The sequence below is a fragment of the Arthrobacter sp. NQ7 genome (assembly GCF_029581595.2).
Classification (GTDB): domain Bacteria; phylum Actinomycetota; class Actinomycetes; order Actinomycetales; family Micrococcaceae; genus Arthrobacter; species Arthrobacter phenanthrenivorans_B.
Genome location: NZ_JARFXU020000005.1, coordinates 41,049 through 55,901, shown reverse-complemented (window position 1 = coordinate 55,901; position 14,853 = coordinate 41,049). Strand labels below are relative to the sequence as shown.

Sequence of the window (14,853 nt, the reverse complement as noted above, 5' to 3'; positions counted from 1 at the left end):
CCAACCCCGTTCAGACAGGACAACAATGACACGCACCCGGTCCCTGGCCTCCGGCCTCCTGACCTTCTCGGCAGCGGCTGTATTGGCATTCACTTCGGCCGGCGGCGCATCCGCCGCCCCGGCACCGTCCGGCGACGAAACCAGCCCCTCGGTGGCCAGCGTCAGCGTTGACACTGCCGGCGCCGCGGATTACTGGACTCCGGAACGGATGCAAAGCGCGGTCAGCGGTGACGTCCTGGCCGGCAAGGCGCTGGAACGCGGCAACCGCTCCAACGCAGCCCTGGTCGAAAAGGGCAAGCCGTCCACCACCAAGGCAACCAAGGGCAAGCCCACCATTGCCAAGAGCGAAACCCCGGTCAATCACATCGGCAAGGTGTTCTTCACCCTTGGCGGAACGAACTACGTTTGCTCCGGCAACGCCGTCTCCTCGGTAAACGGCAGCACGGTCTCCACCGCCGGCCACTGCGTCAACGAGGGTCCCGGCGCTTACGCCACGAACTTCGTCTTCGTGCCCGCCTATGACAACGGCGCGGCACCCTACGGCAAGTGGACCGCCCGCTCCCTCTACGCCCCCAGCCAGTGGGTGGCGAACGGTGACATGACCTACGACACCGGATTCGCCGTCGTCGCCCCCCTGAACGGCAAATACCTGACGTCGGTCGTCGGCGGCTCGGGAGTGGCCTTCAACCAGGGCTACGGCCTCACTTACAAGTCCTTCGGCTACCCGGCAGCGGCACCGTTCGACGGAAAGACCCTGTGGAGCTGCACGGGCACCGCGACCAAGGATCCCAACAACCCGCAGTTCGGCACCCAGGGCATTCCCTGTGACATGACCGGCGGTTCCTCGGGCGGCCCGTGGTTCATCGGCACCAGCTCCGAGGGCGTGCAGAACTCGATCAACAGCTACGGCTACAACGGCTCAGCGGTCATGTACGGCCCCTACTGGGGCTCCGTCATCCAGGCCACCTACACCAGTGCAGCAGCCTCCTAAGGAGCCGGACTCCGGCCAGGATCCTGTCAGCCACGCCGACCTGGACCAGACGCCCGAGGAGATCCTCGAGTACTGGACCAAGGAGCGGATGGACCAGGCCCGGCCCCGGGAGCTCAAGCTTCCGGCGCCGGGGCCGGGTCCGGTTGACCAGGAAGACCACCAGGACTAACCGGGCACAACGACGACGGCGCCCGTCCCCTTCGCGGGGACGGGCGCCGTCGTCGATTAACAACCATCCGTTGCTCCCCACCGGCTCCCTAACTCTCGTTACCATGCGGGAAAACGACAATTACGGAGCAGTCGATGAAGGGTGCCGGTCAGTGGAAGAAGTGCCGCGCTCCGGTGAAGTACATCGTGATGCCGGCGGCGTTCGCTGCCGCAATGACTTCCTCGTCCCGCACGGATCCGCCGGGCTGGACGACGGCGCGGACGCCGGCGTCGATCAGGATCTGCAGGCCGTCAGCGAACGGGAAGAACGCATCCGAAGCGGCCACGGCACCGCGGGCACGCTCAGGGGCGTTCGAACCGCTGGTGTTTGAGGCACCGCCGGCACCTTCGACGTCGGACTCCACCGTCACGCCCAGGGTGTTGGCCCGCTCCACGGCCAGCCGGCAGGAATCAAGCCGGTTGACCTGGCCCATGCCGATCCCCACTGCGGCGCCGTCCTGGGCGAGCAGGATGGCGTTGGACTTGGCTGCCCGGCAGGCGGTCCAGGCGAACGCGAGGTCCGCGAGGGTCTTCTCGTCTGCGGCTTCGCCGGCGGCGAGGGTCCAGTTGGCGGGGTTGTCGCCGTCGGCGTCCACCTTGTCCGTGGCCTGGACCAGCATGCCTCCGGAAACCTGGCGGAACTCCGTGGGGTAGCGGCCGTAGCCCTCGGGCAGGGCGAGCAGGCGGATGTTCTTCTTCTTGGCGAGGATCTCCACGGCCTCCGGCTCGAAGCCGGGCGCGATGACCACTTCGGTGAAGATGTCCTTGACGGTGTTGGCCATCCCGGCGGTGACGGTGCGGTTGGCGGCGATGACGCCGCCGAACGCGGAAACGGGATCGCAGGCGTGCGCCTTGGCGTGGGCATCGGCGATGGGATCGGCGGCGTCGGCGGATCCAACGGCCACGCCGCAGGGGTTGGCGTGCTTGACGACGGCGACCGCCGGCTCAGCGAAGTCGAAGGCGGCGCGCAGGGCGGCGTCGGCATCCACGAAGTTGTTGTAGCTCATGGCCTTGCCGTGCAGCTGGTCCGCCTGGGCGATGCCGGCGGGGGCAGCCTTGTCCACATAGAGCGCCGCCTGCTGGTGCGGGTTCTCGCCGTAGCGCAGGACCTCTGAGCGTTCCAGGGACAGCCCGGCGTAGGCGGGCCAGTCGATGACGCCGTCGCCGTCCTCGTCGAGGAACTGGCTCGCAGTCCAGGTGGCCACCGCGTTGTCGTAGGAGGCGGTGTGCGCAAAGGCCTTGGCAGCGAGGCGGCGGCGGGTCTTCAGGTCGAAGCCGCCGGCTGCTGCGGCCTCCACCACCTGGCCGTAGAAGGACGGGTCCACCACGATGGCGACGGCGGCATGGTTCTTGGCTGCCGACCGGACCATTGCGGGGCCGCCGATGTCGATCTGCTCCACGACGTCGTCCTGGGCGGCGCCGGACTTGACGGTCTCGACGAACGGGTAGAGGTTCACCACCACCAGGTCGAAGGCCTCGATGTCCATGCTGGCGAGGGTTTCCATGTGGGCCGGGACGCGGCGGTCGGCCAGGATTCCGCCGTGGACGCGCGGGTGGAGCGTCTTCACGCGGCCGTCCAGCATCTCGGGGGAACCGGTGACCTCTTCGACCTCCTGCACGGGAATGCCGGCGGCGGCGATTTTCTTCGCCGTCGAACCGGTGGAGACAAGCTTCACGCCCGCTGCATGCAGGCCCTGGGCGAGCTCCTCCAGACCGGTTTTGTCGTAAACCGAGATCAGGGCCCGGCGGATGGGTACACGGTCAATGGATACGCGCTCATGCTGCGTGAAGCTCACAAATGTCTCCGTCTTATCTCGCGACACAGGCCGCGGTTGGTGGGGATAGGGCCAGTTTATCGCGAAGGCCACGGTTGCCCGCCGTGCGCTCCGGAGTGTGAACGTCCCGGGGCGGGCTAAAGTTTTGGACAGGAGGCGGCGATGAATACTTACACCACTGTGCCCAGCGGCGAACAGGTGGTCCAGGAACTGCCCTGGCGATGGAAAGTCCAGGGCAGGATCTTCCTGATCGGGGGTCTCGGGTTCATGTTTGATGCCTGGGATGTGACCCTGAACGGCATCCTCATCCCCTTGCTGTCCAAGCACTGGTCGCTCTCGGCCGGCGAGGCGGCCTGGGTGGGAACGGCCAACCTGATCGGCATGGCCCTTGGCGCCTTCATCTGGGGCACCATCGCCGACACGGTGGGGCGCAGGAAGGCTTTCACGGCCACCCTCCTGCTGTTCTCGGTCTTCACCGTGCTGGGTGCCTTTGCTCCCGACTTCATCTGGTTCTGCGCCTTCCGGTTCCTGGCCGGCTTCGGCCTGGGCGGCTGCATCCCGGTGGACTACGCGCTGGTGGGTGAATTCACCCCGCGAAAGCAGCGCGGAAAGGTGCTTACCGCCATGGACGGTTGGTGGCCGGTGGGTGCGGCGCTGGCCGGGTTCGTGTCCGCCGGGCTGGTGGCCCTCTACGGCGACTGGCGCCTGACCATGCTGGTGATGGTCCTGCCCGCCCTGCTGGTGTTCTGGGTCCGGCGCAGCGTCCCGGAGTCGCCGCTGTTCCTCATCCGGAAAGGCCGGCGCGAGGAAGCGGCGAAGATTATTGACGGGCTGGTGGAGGCCACCGGGGCGGAACCCCGGGCGTACAGCCTCCCCGACGCCAGGGCAGTTCCTCGGCTCTCCGCCGGCAGTGCCTGGACGCAGCTGCGCTCGGTGTGGCAGTTCAACTGGAAGATCACCGCTGCGGCATGGTCCCTGTTCTTCAGCATCCTGCTGGTGTACTACCTGTCCCTGACCTGGATGCCCAGGATCCTCATTGGCGCCGGGTTCGCCGAGTACAAGGCGTTCGTCACCACGGCTTCGATGGCCGCCGTCGGGTTCCTGGGCGTGGTGGTGGCAGCCCTCCTGGTGGAACGGGTGGGCCGCAAATCGATTCTTGCGGTGACCGGACCGCTGTCTGCGCTGACCCTGGTGATCGTGGCTATCGTGGTGGACATCCCCACGGCTGCAGTGTTCTGGCTGCTGGTGTTCGGGTTCGTGGTGCAGGTGGCCATTCCCGTGCTGTACGCCTACGTGTCCGAGCTCTACCCCACCGAACTGCGCGGTACCGGTTTCGGCTGGGCGTCGACGTTCTCGCGGCTGGGGGCAGGGTTTGGGCCGCTGGTTTTCGCCAACTACTTCTGGCCCGAACTGGGGCTGGCCACATCCTTTGCCCTGGCCGGTGCCCTGGTGCTGGCGTCCGTGCTGTGGATGGGCTTCTTCTCCCCCGAAACCCGCCAGCGCCGGCTGCAGTAGCCGCTGCCTGGCGACACGCTTACCCATTTTCGACGCGCACGTTCCCTTTCGCGCACCGTATCTAGGGCGCGCAAAGTAATACGCGCCCCGGAAGTGAGGATGCGCGTCGCGGAAGGGCGCTAGGCGGCGGAGTAGGAGGGGTCGGCGGCGAGGGCGGCCAGGGTGGAGACCAGGAGGCGGCGCTCCACCACCTTGATGCGTTCGTGCAGGGTCTCCTCGGTATCGGAGTCCTGAATCGCCACGGCTTCCTGGGCAATGATGGGGCCTGTATCCACCCCGGCATCGGCCCAGTGCACGGTGCAGCCGGTGACCTTCACGCCGTAAGCCATCGCGTCACGCACGCCGTGGGCGCCGGGGAACGCGGGCAGCAGGGCCGGGTGGGTGTTGAGGTAGCGGCCGTTGAAGGTGTCTATGAACTCCGGGCTGACGATCCGCATGAACCCCGAGGACACCACCACGTCGGGCTTGTATGCTGCCACCGCCTCGGTCAGCGCAGCATTCCAGTCGGCCCGCTCAGGGTATGCCTTGAAGTCCACCACGAAGGTGGGGATGCCGGCCGCCGCCGAGCGTTCCACGCCATACGTTCCTTCACGATCGGCGCCCACCGCTGCGATGTCCACGTCGAGCTCCCCTGCCTTGACGGCGTCGATGACTGCCTGGAGATTGGACCCGGTGCCGGAAACGAGGACGACGATACGCATTGGTCCAGCTTAGGTGCAGGCTCGCGTACGCTGGAAAACATGAACAGCGAACCGGGCCGCAGCGGGCCGCAACGGGTTAAGCCCCCGCTCAGCGACGCAGCCAGGGCCTCGCTCGCCACGACCCACACCCTGTTCCGCATGTTCGTCGTCACGGTGCTCGGTTCGTTCTTCGTGTACCAACTGGACGTCGGTTATCTGTGGCTGGCCACGGTGTTGACGGCTGCCGCCCTGGTCCTCGGCGTCGTCCTGCTGGTGCGGGCCGTGCGCCTGAAGGAATCCAGGCTGATTCTCTTCGGCACCATTTCGGGACTGGTGGTCGCAGCCGTCATGGTGCTGCTGATCGTCACCACCATGGTCCTGTTCGATCAGGTGCGCGAGTACCAGGCCTGCATGGGCAGGGCGCTGACCGACCGGGCCACCCATGAGTGCATGGTGCAGTTCCAGCAGGTCCTGCCCACCGGCGTGCGCTAGCCACGCTGCCTCCAGCCCCAAGGGACTCTGACCCTTGCCGTCCTAGTGGACCAGTTCCGCTTCGCGTTCCGCGGCGGCGGGTTTCTCCCGCTCGAGCCAGGGACCTGCTGCGTACCCGATCACGACGCCGGCACCCACCTCGGCGGCCACCCACACTGCCGTCCACAGCGGGTCGGGTCCGATGGCTGTCAGGCGGCCCAGCCCGGCCGATCCGCGGGCAAGCCACGCCAGGCACATGGTCAGCAGGCCGGCTGCCGCGCCGACGAGCAGGCCGAGCACCAGGGTGGAGGCAGCCGCCGTAAACCAGCGGACGTGGACCTTGATGGCGAGCCATTCGTCGAAGTGGTTTTCGCCCTCCCGGAGAAACCACCATCCGGCCATGGCCCCTGCCAGCACGGGGACGATCATGGCCACGAAGGCGTAGTCCAGCGGTCCCGACGGGATGGCGGCGAGGACGGGGATGGATGGAAGCGGGCCGACCGCCGTGCCCAGCGGACCCACTTGGGAGCCCGCTCCCATGGCAAAGCCGGCCCCGGACGTCCAGGCGAGGGCGAAAACCACCAGGTTGGGCAGGAAGCCAAGCTGCGCGATGGTGAGGGCGGCACCTCCCACCGGGCCGGCGTCGAGCGCTTCATAGACGGAAACCACCAGGTTCCAGTGGATGAACAGGTCGGCCGCGAGCAGGACCGCCGCCAGCGTGAGCGCGGAAACCACCGCCACGTAACCCGCCTTCGCCGCTGAGGCGAAATACGATCCGGCCCAGCGGGAATGCTGGCTGGTCCGGGAAATCCAGTCCACGGCGTCGACGCCGATAAGCCGGCTCCAGGAACCTGCCTCCCTCCGGGCCCCGACCACCATGCCGAGCCCGTACGGCACGAGCGGAACCAGCATGGCGTACCAAAGATTGATTCCGACGTCGGCCGTGCGGCAGACGAACCCGGTGGCCATGCCGAATGCGGCGTAGACAGCCCACGAGCCCAACAGGGCCTGCCAGAGCTGGTCAGTATAGGACGCCCGGGCGAGGCGGCGGCCGGCACGCCAGGCAAGGAGGAATGGGATGAGCGTCAGGCCAAGGGGAATCAGGCTCAGGACGTCGGAACCGCCGTGGGTGGCCGCGCCGGATCCAGCGCCTGAAAGCTCCAGCGGAACACCGTGGACCAGGAGCCAGGACTGTCCCGCCAGCCGGGCCAGGACCTCGAACTGGCCGTTCTGGAAACCGGCGGTGGCCCAGACCGCAACGATGGGCGCCACCACCACCAGCGCGGAGATGATGGCCGCCTGCGCCGTTTCGAGGGCACCCTGCAGCCACAACGGCATGGGAAGGCCACGGTCTCCGGTCTGATCAGCGCGCAGTTTCATCGTCTTCCATGGTGTCACGCCGGCTGCCGGCTGCCCGCGAACGACAGGCTCAGGGGCGGTATTGGACATCAATCAAATGCCCTGCCCCGAGGCGCTTTTTCCCGGGCACGGACGTAAAATTGTGGGAAACCAGCACCCAGCGTCCGCCGAGGACGTACTGCGCTTTCCGCTGGGCCGCCGGATGTGGCGGGCCCCGGCGAACGGCCCGGATTCCGTAAGCCGGGAAAACAGGAGCCGCGAATGAGAGATGAACCGTAAGTTCTGAAGATATTCGTCCTACTGGCTGGTGCAGCCACTGCCCTGGGCGCGGCTGCACCAGCACCTTAAACGACCGCGGCGCCGGGAGCCCCAAGGGGATCCCGGCGCCGTTCACCGTGTCAGGGGCGCTGGATCAACCAGCTGCCCGCGGGCCAGGGCCGAAGCCCCGCCCGGGTCAGCGGCGGCCGCCGCCGTCCGTTTCGATGTTTTCCTTGCGGACTTCCTCGTTGACGGTCACGTCATCGCGGACCACGTCCTTGTCCAGCCGGACCCGCTCCACCGGGACGGCTTCCTTCTCCACCACCGGGCGCTCCTCGTGAAGGACCACCTCGTGCTCTTCTTCGCTGATGGCGGGTCCATCCAGGGCGGCACCGCGGTTGGCATCCGTGATCGGTTCGCGCTCGACCCGGACTTCCTCGCGCTCCACCGGGATGGTCCTGGTGACGTTCTCCGTGGTGACGTACTTCCGCAGCCGTGCACGGCCGGTGGTTTCCCGTTCCTTGCCCACGTGCAGCTGTTCCTCGGAGCGCGTCATGGCGTCGTCCGTGGTGGGGCCGGAGGTGTCGCGGCCAACGGTTCCGCGGGCAGCCTCGTTGCGGTCGTAGGTGTCGCGGTCCGCGCCGATGCCGGCCGTAGGGGTTCCGGCGTTCAGGTCGGCGTCGCCCTGCAGGTCAACGTCGCGGTCCCTGTCGGAGGTCGCCTCGGTGTAGGTCCGGGCGCCGCGGTCGTAGTGGGTGTACAGCCTGTCCTCTTCCTCCGGGGTGAGGTGTCCATCCGCATCGACCCGGGGGGCGTCCTTGACGTGCTCCTTCGTGTACGGAACAACCAGGTCGTCACCCTGGCTGTGCGCACCCTCGACAGGCACGAAGGACTCGGAGGTGCCGAAGAGACCGGTCTTGACCGTGACCCACGTAGGCTCACCGGTGTCATCGTCTGCGTACAGCTGTCCGATCGAGCCGATCTTGGCGCCGTCGGATCCCACCACGTTGCCGCTGCGGTTGAGCAGGTCTTCAAGATTTTCCCTGTTGAGCATGACTCTCCTTGGATATGTCGTTGCACTGGGCCTGCCAGCTCTGGATGTCCCGGACACGGCTTGGACGGGTGCCCGGCTTACGCCCCGGCTGCTTGAGGCTCTGCGCTGACTGCCCTACTACCGTAAGCATGCTTAGCATCGAATGCCAAGCCTACTTAGTAATTTTCTTTGGCGGCCGGGGCCAGTTGTTCACCCGGCCTTTTCCTGCGGGTCATGCTTCCTCCCCCGCCATTTCAAGGAAGACGCCCACGGTTGAGGGGTGAGGATCGCAATCGTTGCCGAATCATTTTTGCCGCTGATGAATGGCGTCACGCACTCCATCCTGCGTGTCCTGGATCATCTCCAAGAGCGTGGCGACGAGGTTTTGGTCATCGCACCCTCCTCGCATGACGGCGAGGAGCCCGGCCGCGTCAAGGGAGCGGTGGTCCACCGGCTTCCCGCGGTTCCGCTAGCCGGCTACACGAACGTGCGGGTGGCACTGGGGGGTGTGTACCGGGTCAAGCGAATCCTTGCCGACTACGCGCCCGACGTGGTGCATCTGGCCTCGCCGTTCGTGCTGGGATGGCGGGCCGCGCAGGCAGCGGGCCAGCTGGGCATTCCCACCGTTGCGGTCTACCAGACCGAGGTTCCCAGCTACGCCGGACGCTACGGCGTGCCCTTCCTGGAAAACTGGGCCTGGAGCCGGGTGGAGAACATCCACCTGCTGGCAACGCGCACCCTGGTGCCCTCCACGTTCGCGCTGAACCAGTTGCGCGGCCGGGGCATCCCGCGGGTGCGCATGTGGCGCCGCGGGGTGGACACGGCGCGGTTCTCGCCCGGAAAGCGCGACGACGGCTGGCGGGCCTCGGTGGCCCCCAACGGCGAACGGATCATCGGCTACGTGGGCCGGCTCGCGGTGGAGAAACAGGTTGAGGACCTGGCCGCCCTCAGCGGCATGCCGGGCACCCGGCTGGTGGTGGTGGGCGACGGTCCGCAGCGCGGTGCACTGGAGGCGGCGCTCCCGGACGCCGTGTTCACCGGGTTCCTGGACGGGGACGACCTGGCCCGGGCGGTTGCCTCCTTCGATTTGTTCGTCCATCCCGGCGAATTCGAAACGTTTTGCCAGACCATCCAGGAGGCCATGGCGTCGGGCGTTCCCGTGGTGGCTACCGGGCGGGGCGGCCCGCTGGACCTGGTACGGAATTCGCAGACCGGCTGGCTTTATGAACCGGGTGACCTGTCCGCCATGCGCGCCCGGGTGCAGGACCTGGTGGGCGACGACGCCAAGCGCCGGGCATTCGCTGCGGCGGCACACGCCTCAGTCCAGGACAGGACCTGGCCGGCGCTGTGCACGGAACTTGTCCAGCACTACGACGAGGTGACGGCTTCGGCTTCCCTGCCGCAGCCCGCAACCGACGCCAGGGGGGCGCAACTATGAAGATTTCCGTGATCGGCTGCGGCTACCTGGGCGCGGTCCACGCCGCCACCCTGGCGTCCATGGGCCACAGCGTGGTGGGCATCGACGTCGATGCCGCCAAGGTGCGGCAGCTGGCCTCGGGTGTGGCGCCTTTCCACGAACCTGGGCTGGACGAACTCCTCCGCGACGGGCACCAGACAGGCCGGCTCCGGTTCTCCACGGACCCGGCGGACGCCAGGGGCGCCCAGGTGCACTTCCTCTGCGTGGGAACGCCGCAGGACAAAACATCCGACGCCGCCGACCTCACCTTCCTTGTCTCCGCCATGGAAGCGCTGCTGCCGCACCTGGCCGCGGGCGCCGTCGTCGTGGGCAAATCCACCGTCCCCGTGGGGACGGTGGACCTGCTGCGCGGCATCCTGGCGCCCCGGGCCGACGTGCTGCTGGGCTGGAATCCCGAGTTCCTGCGGCAGGGCACGGCGGTGAAGGACTCACTGGTGCCGGACCGGTTGGTCTACGGCGTGCCCGGCGGCCGGGCCGCCGCCTTTCACCCGGCAACCGGCGCGCCGCTGGGCGTGACGGCCGCCCTGGATGCGGTGTATGAGCCGCTGCTGGCGGCCGGGATCCCCCGGTTGGTGTGCAACTTCGCCACGGCGGAGCTCATCAAGTCGGCTGCCAACGCGTACCTGGCCACCAAAGTCAGCTTCATCAACGCCGTGGCCGGGCTGTGCGATGCTGCCGGCGCGGACGTGACGGAACTGGGCGAAGCGATGGGGCTGGACCCGAGGATCGGCGGCCGCTACCTGCATGCGGGGCTGGGTTTCGGCGGCGGGTGCCTGCCCAAGGACATCCGCAGCTTCCGCACCCAGGCGGCCGCGCTGGGGGTACCCGCGGTGGAGGACTGGATGCGCCTGGTCGATTCGGTCAACCTCGGCCAGCGGGAACGGACCGTGAGCCTCGCCGCGGAGCTGTGCGGCGGCATCCTGGCGGGCCGTTCCGTCACGGTCCTTGGCGCCTCCTTCAAACCCGACACCGACGACATCCGGGACTCCCCCGCGCTCGACGTGGCGGACCGGCTGGCCGCTGCCGGCGCGCACGTCACCGTCACCGACCCCAAGGCAGTGAACCAGGCGTGGCGGCGCTACCCCCGCCTCCGCTTCGAGGCATCCACCCGGCGGGCACTCGAGGACGCCGAACTGGTGCTGCTCCTCACCGAGTGGGACGAATACCGGCAGCTTTGTCCCGCCACCGCGGGGGCGCTCGTACGACGGCGGGTGGTCCTGGACGCGCGGAACGCACTGGACGCGGCGGCATGGCAGGAGGAAGGCTGGCTGGTGCGCGGCCTTGGCAGCCGTGCCGGGGCATTGGCAGCGGTGGCCGCACGCTGACGTCCAGCCTGGACGCCTACTGCAGGAGCCCCAGTTCGGCGAAGGCCAGGGCAACGCCGTTGCCGGCCGGGGCGGCAGTGACCCTGTCCGCCACCGCGAGAACGGCGGGATGGCCGCCTTCCACGGCGATGCCCACCGCGGCGTACTCAAGCATCTCGATGTCGTTGGCGCTGTCGCCGATGGCCACGATGTCTGCCCGGTCCAGCCCCAGATGGGCCTCCACCACCTGGATGCCCACTGCTTTGTGGATGCCCGCCATGAAGATCTCCCCGGCGCGCTCACCGAGCGCCGACAGCGAGCTCGGGATCAGCCCCACCTCCGGGCCGAACGTCTCCAGCAGGCGGCCCAGCGGCACCGGTGAGTCGAAGCAGGAGATTTTGGCGTAGGAGGTCCCGCGCAGGTCATCGCTGTACTGCATCGGACCGAGGATGTCCTCCAGCGGGTCCACGTCGGTGCTGAGGACGCCGTCATGCTGCGGGCGGCCCGCGAAGATGGGGCCCAGGACTTCCCTCAGCCGCCGGTCCACCCCGGTCCGGCCGTGCAGCGCTTCGGGCGCTTCCAGGATGTAGGCGGCGCCGTGCGCGTCGAGGGTCTCCACGATGCGTGCGCCAAGGGCCGGCTCGAACCGGGCATCCTTGAGCACTTCGCCGTTGACCTCCACCCGGGCGCCGGCCCCGGTGATGGTGCCGTCGAACCCGGTGTCCAGGATATGGCCGGGAACCATGGACAGCGGCCGGCCGGTGCACACGAAGACGCGGTGGCCCAGGTTCCGGGCGGTGCGCACGGCTTCCACGTGCGCCTCGGGGGCCAACCCATGGTCGGCATAGGTGCCGTCGATGTCGAGGAAGATGGCACGCGGCCTGGCAGTCTGACGGCGCATGGCTGTGCTCCTTGATCTGTTTCGGGACTAGCCATCCTATCGGCGGTGGCAGCAATCCCGCGTGCCTGGCTGTTTCGCCCCAAGGGGCACATTAAAGGCGGCGAACACCCGGCCGAAAGCGCAAAGCCGGGTCATTCCGGTGCCTGCCCGGATAAAAGGCCGGCATTCCCGGCTAAAACTGACAGTCATCCTGTGATAATCAAAGTCTTGCAGAGTAGTAAGCCTGCTGATTGAATGATGGAACCGGAAATGGGGGCCCGGCACAACTGACTGACAAGGAGTGGCAACATGGGCATTATCGGATTTCTCATTTTGGGCCTGATTGCTGGAGCCATTGCAAAGGCCATCCTGCCGGGCCGCCAAGGTGGCGGCTGGGTAATCACCATGGTCCTCGGCGTCGTGGGTGCCATCCTCGGCGGCTGGATCGGATCGCTGATCTTCGGCGGTGGACTGGCTGAGTTCTTCGACATCAGGACTTGGCTGCTGGCAATCCTCGGCTCGATCATCGTACTGCTGATCTACGGTGCCGTGACCAACCGCAGTGGCCGCCGGGTGTAGCCGCTTTCGCCTAATTCATCAGTAAGAGGCGCCGGACCCACATCGGGTCCGGCGTCTTTTATGTTCCCCCCCACGGTGTCCCCGGACAAATTGAAGTCCGCCTTTCCCGCCCAATTTCCGGGGACGGCCTTTATGATGGCGAAGGGGTGGTGTAATGACCGGTTTTTTCGGCCGTGACAACAATGTGGCATTACATTCTTTTGGCGTGGCGATGGATGCAAGTCCCGATGCTCTGCTCGCCCTGGCGGCGGACGGCACTGTCCAGGCGGCCAACGCTGCGGCGGCACGGCTTTTTGGGTTGGACCAGGATAAGTTCGCCGGGCTGGATCACCGGCTGCTGATCGCAGAGGGCTTCCGCGATGAGGTGGCAGCCCTGCTCCACCAGCTGCTCCGCCGGCCGGATGAGTACCCGCAGCCGCTGGAGGTCACCGGGTTGCGCGGCGACGGGACCGGGTTCCCGGTGGAACTGGCCGCGGCACTCCTCCCCCACCCGGAAGACGCTGCCACTCCTGACGCGGGCGCTGAGGGAACCGCTGCGCGGCTGATGCTCTCGGCCAGGGGGACGGCGCACCGCAAGGCAGCGGATGCCAGCCTGCGCGAGGCCATGTCGCTCCTGACGGCAACGCTGGAATCCACCGCCGACGGAATCCTGGTCATGGGCAATGACGGCCGCGTGGCCGGATTCAACGAACAATTCCTCTCCATGTGGAACCTGCCGCCCGAGATCATGGACGCTGACAGCGATGAGCCCGCGTTGCGCCTGGTCATTGCGCAGGTGGCAGACCCTGTGGCCTTCACCGCGCGGCTGGGGGAAGTGCAGGAGGACGCGGCAGCCGAAAGCCACGATGTGGTGGAGCTGCGTGACGGCCGCACGCTGGAACGCTATTCCCGGCCGCAGCGGGTGGGCGACAGGATTGTGGGCCGGGTGTGGAGCTTCCGTGACGTGACGCTGCGGCGCACAGCCCAGGAACAGGCACACAGGGCCATGATGGACCTGGCCATCCAGGCTGAGAAACTGCGCGCCATGGCATTCCAGGACCCGCTCACCGGACTCGCCAACCGCGCCGTGTTCAACGATGCCCTGGCGGAAGCCCTGCAGGCACCCCGGCTCAAAACGGTGGATGTCCTGCTCCTTGACCTGGACGACTTCAAGGAAGTCAACGACATCCTCGGCCACCAGGCCGGCGACGACATGCTGGTGGAAGTGGCGCGCCGCCTCCGCGGCTGCGTCCCCACCGCCGATGTGGTGGCCCGGCTGGGCGGCGACGAGTTCGTGGTGCTCATGACCGCGTGCCCTGACGCCGACGCCATCGCCGCGTGCATCGTGCGCTGCCTGCACGTCCCGGTGACCATCGCCGGCACGGTCCTCCGTCCCAGCCTGAGCCTTGGAGTGGCCTCGCTGGGCCAGGACAGCGTTGGCCCGTCCGAGCTGCTCCGGCACGCCGACATCGCCATGTATGCCGCCAAGGCCGCGGGAAAGAACCGGTTCCTGCGGTTCCACCCGGACATGATGCAGGCCCTGGTGCAGCGCACACACATGGAAAGCGGACTGCAGCTGGCAGTGTCCCGCGGTGAGATCACCGTGGACTTCCAGCCGATAGTGTCCCACCGCCGGGGTCAGGTGGTCCAGCTGGAAGCGCTGGCCCGGTGGGACCGGGACGGCGAACGCGTGCCGCCGTCGATCTTCATTCCGCTCGCCGAGCGCACCGGGCTGATCGGCGAAATCGGGGCCGAGGTCATGGCCTCCGGCATGGTGCAGCTGGCCCGGTGGCTCAGCGGGGACCCGTCGCGGTCCCTGGCCGTGAACGTCTCCGGCGTGCAGCTGCAGGAACCGGACTTCGCCGAGACAGTCCTGCGGCTGGCCGAAGCCAGCGGCGTGGCTCCCTACCAGCTGGTCCTGGAAGTGACCGAGAGTGTATTTTTCGACGCCGACTGCAGCCTGATCCAGCAGCTCAGCAGGTTGCGGGACGCCGGCGCCCGGGTGGCGTTGGATGATTTCGGCACCGGCTATTCATCGCTGGGAAGGCTGCAGGACCTGCCGGTGGATACGGTCAAGATCGACCGGACCTTCGTGTCCATGGTCAGGACCGGCAACGAGCGGCTGCCCATCCTCAGTTCCATGATCAACATGGCGCACAGCCTGGGCCTGACCGTCACCGCGGAAGGGATTGAGACGGCGGCGCAGGCGGACTACCTGACGGCGCTGGAGTGCGATTCGCTGCAGGGGTTTTTGTTCTCGCTGCCGGAGCCCGGTGACCGGCTTGGCCAGGCCCTGCAGCACGCGGAAGAGGCACTGCACGCCCTCAAGGACCGCTAGCAGGAGC

13 protein-coding genes are annotated in these 14,853 nt (G+C 67.5%); 8 read left to right on the top strand and 5 right to left on the bottom strand.

Going from position 1 to position 14,853, the window contains the following annotated elements; translation table 11 throughout:
* Positions 1-25: 25 nt before the first annotated feature.
* Both PUN71_RS07900 and PUN71_RS07895 read left to right on the top strand, forming a co-directional pair.
* Positions 26-991 (top strand): trypsin-like serine peptidase, encoded by a 966-nt coding sequence (locus tag PUN71_RS07900; protein WP_277797973.1) that lies wholly within the window; start codon positions 26-28, stop codon positions 989-991.
* The gene (locus PUN71_RS07895) at positions 975-1,160 is read left to right on the top strand and encodes a hypothetical protein (RefSeq protein ID WP_043452245.1); all 186 of its coding nucleotides are present in this window, start codon (positions 975-977) and stop codon (positions 1,158-1,160) included. Before PUN71_RS07900 ends, PUN71_RS07895 begins: the two co-directional genes overlap by 17 nt.
* Positions 1,161-1,308: 148 nt before the next feature.
* Here the strand turns inward: PUN71_RS07895 and purH are convergent, their stop codons facing one another.
* Positions 1,309-2,994: a bifunctional phosphoribosylaminoimidazolecarboxamide formyltransferase/IMP cyclohydrolase gene (gene purH / locus PUN71_RS07890; RefSeq protein WP_277797972.1), complete on the bottom strand. Its 1,686-nt coding sequence runs from the start codon at positions 2,992-2,994 to the stop codon at positions 1,309-1,311.
* Positions 2,995-3,135: 141 nt separating this feature from the next.
* On the opposite strand from purH, the gene PUN71_RS07885 reads away from it, so the two are divergent.
* Positions 3,136-4,488: an MFS transporter gene (locus PUN71_RS07885; RefSeq protein ID WP_277797971.1), complete on the top strand. Its 1,353-nt coding sequence runs from the start codon at positions 3,136-3,138 to the stop codon at positions 4,486-4,488.
* Between the two features lie 119 nt (positions 4,489-4,607).
* Here the strand turns inward: PUN71_RS07885 and purN are convergent, their stop codons facing one another.
* Positions 4,608-5,189 (bottom strand): phosphoribosylglycinamide formyltransferase, encoded by a 582-nt coding sequence (gene purN, locus PUN71_RS07880; RefSeq protein WP_043452242.1) that lies wholly within the window; start codon positions 5,187-5,189, stop codon positions 4,608-4,610.
* 39 nt (positions 5,190-5,228) lie between these two features.
* On the opposite strand from purN, the gene PUN71_RS07875 reads away from it, so the two are divergent.
* Positions 5,229-5,660: a hypothetical protein gene (locus PUN71_RS07875; protein ID WP_043452241.1), complete on the top strand. Its 432-nt coding sequence runs from the start codon at positions 5,229-5,231 to the stop codon at positions 5,658-5,660.
* A gap of 42 nt (positions 5,661-5,702) precedes the next feature.
* Here the strand turns inward: PUN71_RS07875 and PUN71_RS07870 are convergent, their stop codons facing one another.
* Positions 5,703-7,019 (bottom strand): cell division protein PerM, encoded by a 1,317-nt coding sequence (locus PUN71_RS07870; protein ID WP_277797970.1) that lies wholly within the window; start codon positions 7,017-7,019, stop codon positions 5,703-5,705.
* Positions 7,020-7,452: 433 nt separating this feature from the next.
* The gene (locus tag PUN71_RS07865; protein ID WP_277797969.1) at positions 7,453-8,310 is read right to left on the bottom strand and encodes a PRC and DUF2382 domain-containing protein; all 858 of its coding nucleotides are present in this window, start codon (positions 8,308-8,310) and stop codon (positions 7,453-7,455) included.
* Between the two features lie 259 nt (positions 8,311-8,569).
* Between PUN71_RS07865 and PUN71_RS07860 the strand changes: the two genes are divergently transcribed.
* Both PUN71_RS07860 and PUN71_RS07855 read left to right on the top strand, forming a co-directional pair.
* Positions 8,570-9,727, top strand: coding sequence for a glycosyltransferase family 4 protein (locus tag PUN71_RS07860; RefSeq protein ID WP_277797968.1), 1,158 nt, complete (start codon positions 8,570-8,572; stop codon positions 9,725-9,727).
* Complete coding sequence (locus PUN71_RS07855; protein ID WP_277797967.1) at positions 9,724-11,091, top strand: UDP-glucose dehydrogenase family protein; 1,368 nt, start codon at positions 9,724-9,726, stop codon at positions 11,089-11,091. Before PUN71_RS07860 ends, PUN71_RS07855 begins: the two co-directional genes overlap by 4 nt.
* 16 nt (positions 11,092-11,107) lie before the next feature.
* Here the strand turns inward: PUN71_RS07855 and PUN71_RS07850 are convergent, their stop codons facing one another.
* Positions 11,108-11,971: an HAD hydrolase family protein gene (locus PUN71_RS07850; RefSeq protein WP_043452232.1), complete on the bottom strand. Its 864-nt coding sequence runs from the start codon at positions 11,969-11,971 to the stop codon at positions 11,108-11,110.
* 288 nt (positions 11,972-12,259) lie between these two features.
* On the opposite strand from PUN71_RS07850, the gene PUN71_RS07845 reads away from it, so the two are divergent.
* Both PUN71_RS07845 and PUN71_RS07840 read left to right on the top strand, forming a co-directional pair.
* Positions 12,260-12,529, top strand: coding sequence for a GlsB/YeaQ/YmgE family stress response membrane protein (locus tag PUN71_RS07845; RefSeq protein ID WP_043452229.1), 270 nt, complete (start codon positions 12,260-12,262; stop codon positions 12,527-12,529).
* 211 nt (positions 12,530-12,740) lie between these two features.
* Positions 12,741-14,846: a putative bifunctional diguanylate cyclase/phosphodiesterase gene (locus PUN71_RS07840; protein WP_277798077.1), complete on the top strand. Its 2,106-nt coding sequence runs from the start codon at positions 12,741-12,743 to the stop codon at positions 14,844-14,846.
* Positions 14,847-14,853: the final 7 nt, after the last annotated feature.

Bases quoted from the DNA above. Each gene is read 5' to 3' on its own strand.
- PUN71_RS07900 (WP_277797973.1), top strand. From the start codon at position 26: ATGACACGCACCCGGTCCCTGGCCTCCGGCCTCCTGACCTTCTCGGCA.
- PUN71_RS07885 (WP_277797971.1), top strand. From the start codon at position 3,136: ATGAATACTTACACCACTGTGCCCAGCGGCGAACAGGTGGTCCAGGAA.
- purN (WP_043452242.1), bottom strand. From the start codon at position 5,189: ATGCGTATCGTCGTCCTCGTTTCCGGCACCGGGTCCAATCTCCAGGCA.
- PUN71_RS07875 (WP_043452241.1), top strand. From the start codon at position 5,229: ATGAACAGCGAACCGGGCCGCAGCGGGCCGCAACGGGTTAAGCCCCCG.
- PUN71_RS07870 (WP_277797970.1), bottom strand. From the start codon at position 7,019: ATGAAACTGCGCGCTGATCAGACCGGAGACCGTGGCCTTCCCATGCCG.
- PUN71_RS07865 (WP_277797969.1), bottom strand. From the start codon at position 8,310: ATGCTCAACAGGGAAAATCTTGAAGACCTGCTCAACCGCAGCGGCAAC.
- PUN71_RS07855 (WP_277797967.1), top strand. From the start codon at position 9,724: ATGAAGATTTCCGTGATCGGCTGCGGCTACCTGGGCGCGGTCCACGCC.
- PUN71_RS07850 (WP_043452232.1), bottom strand. From the start codon at position 11,971: ATGCGCCGTCAGACTGCCAGGCCGCGTGCCATCTTCCTCGACATCGAC.
- PUN71_RS07845 (WP_043452229.1), top strand. From the start codon at position 12,260: ATGGGCATTATCGGATTTCTCATTTTGGGCCTGATTGCTGGAGCCATT.
- PUN71_RS07840 (WP_277798077.1), top strand. From the start codon at position 12,741: ATGGATGCAAGTCCCGATGCTCTGCTCGCCCTGGCGGCGGACGGCACT.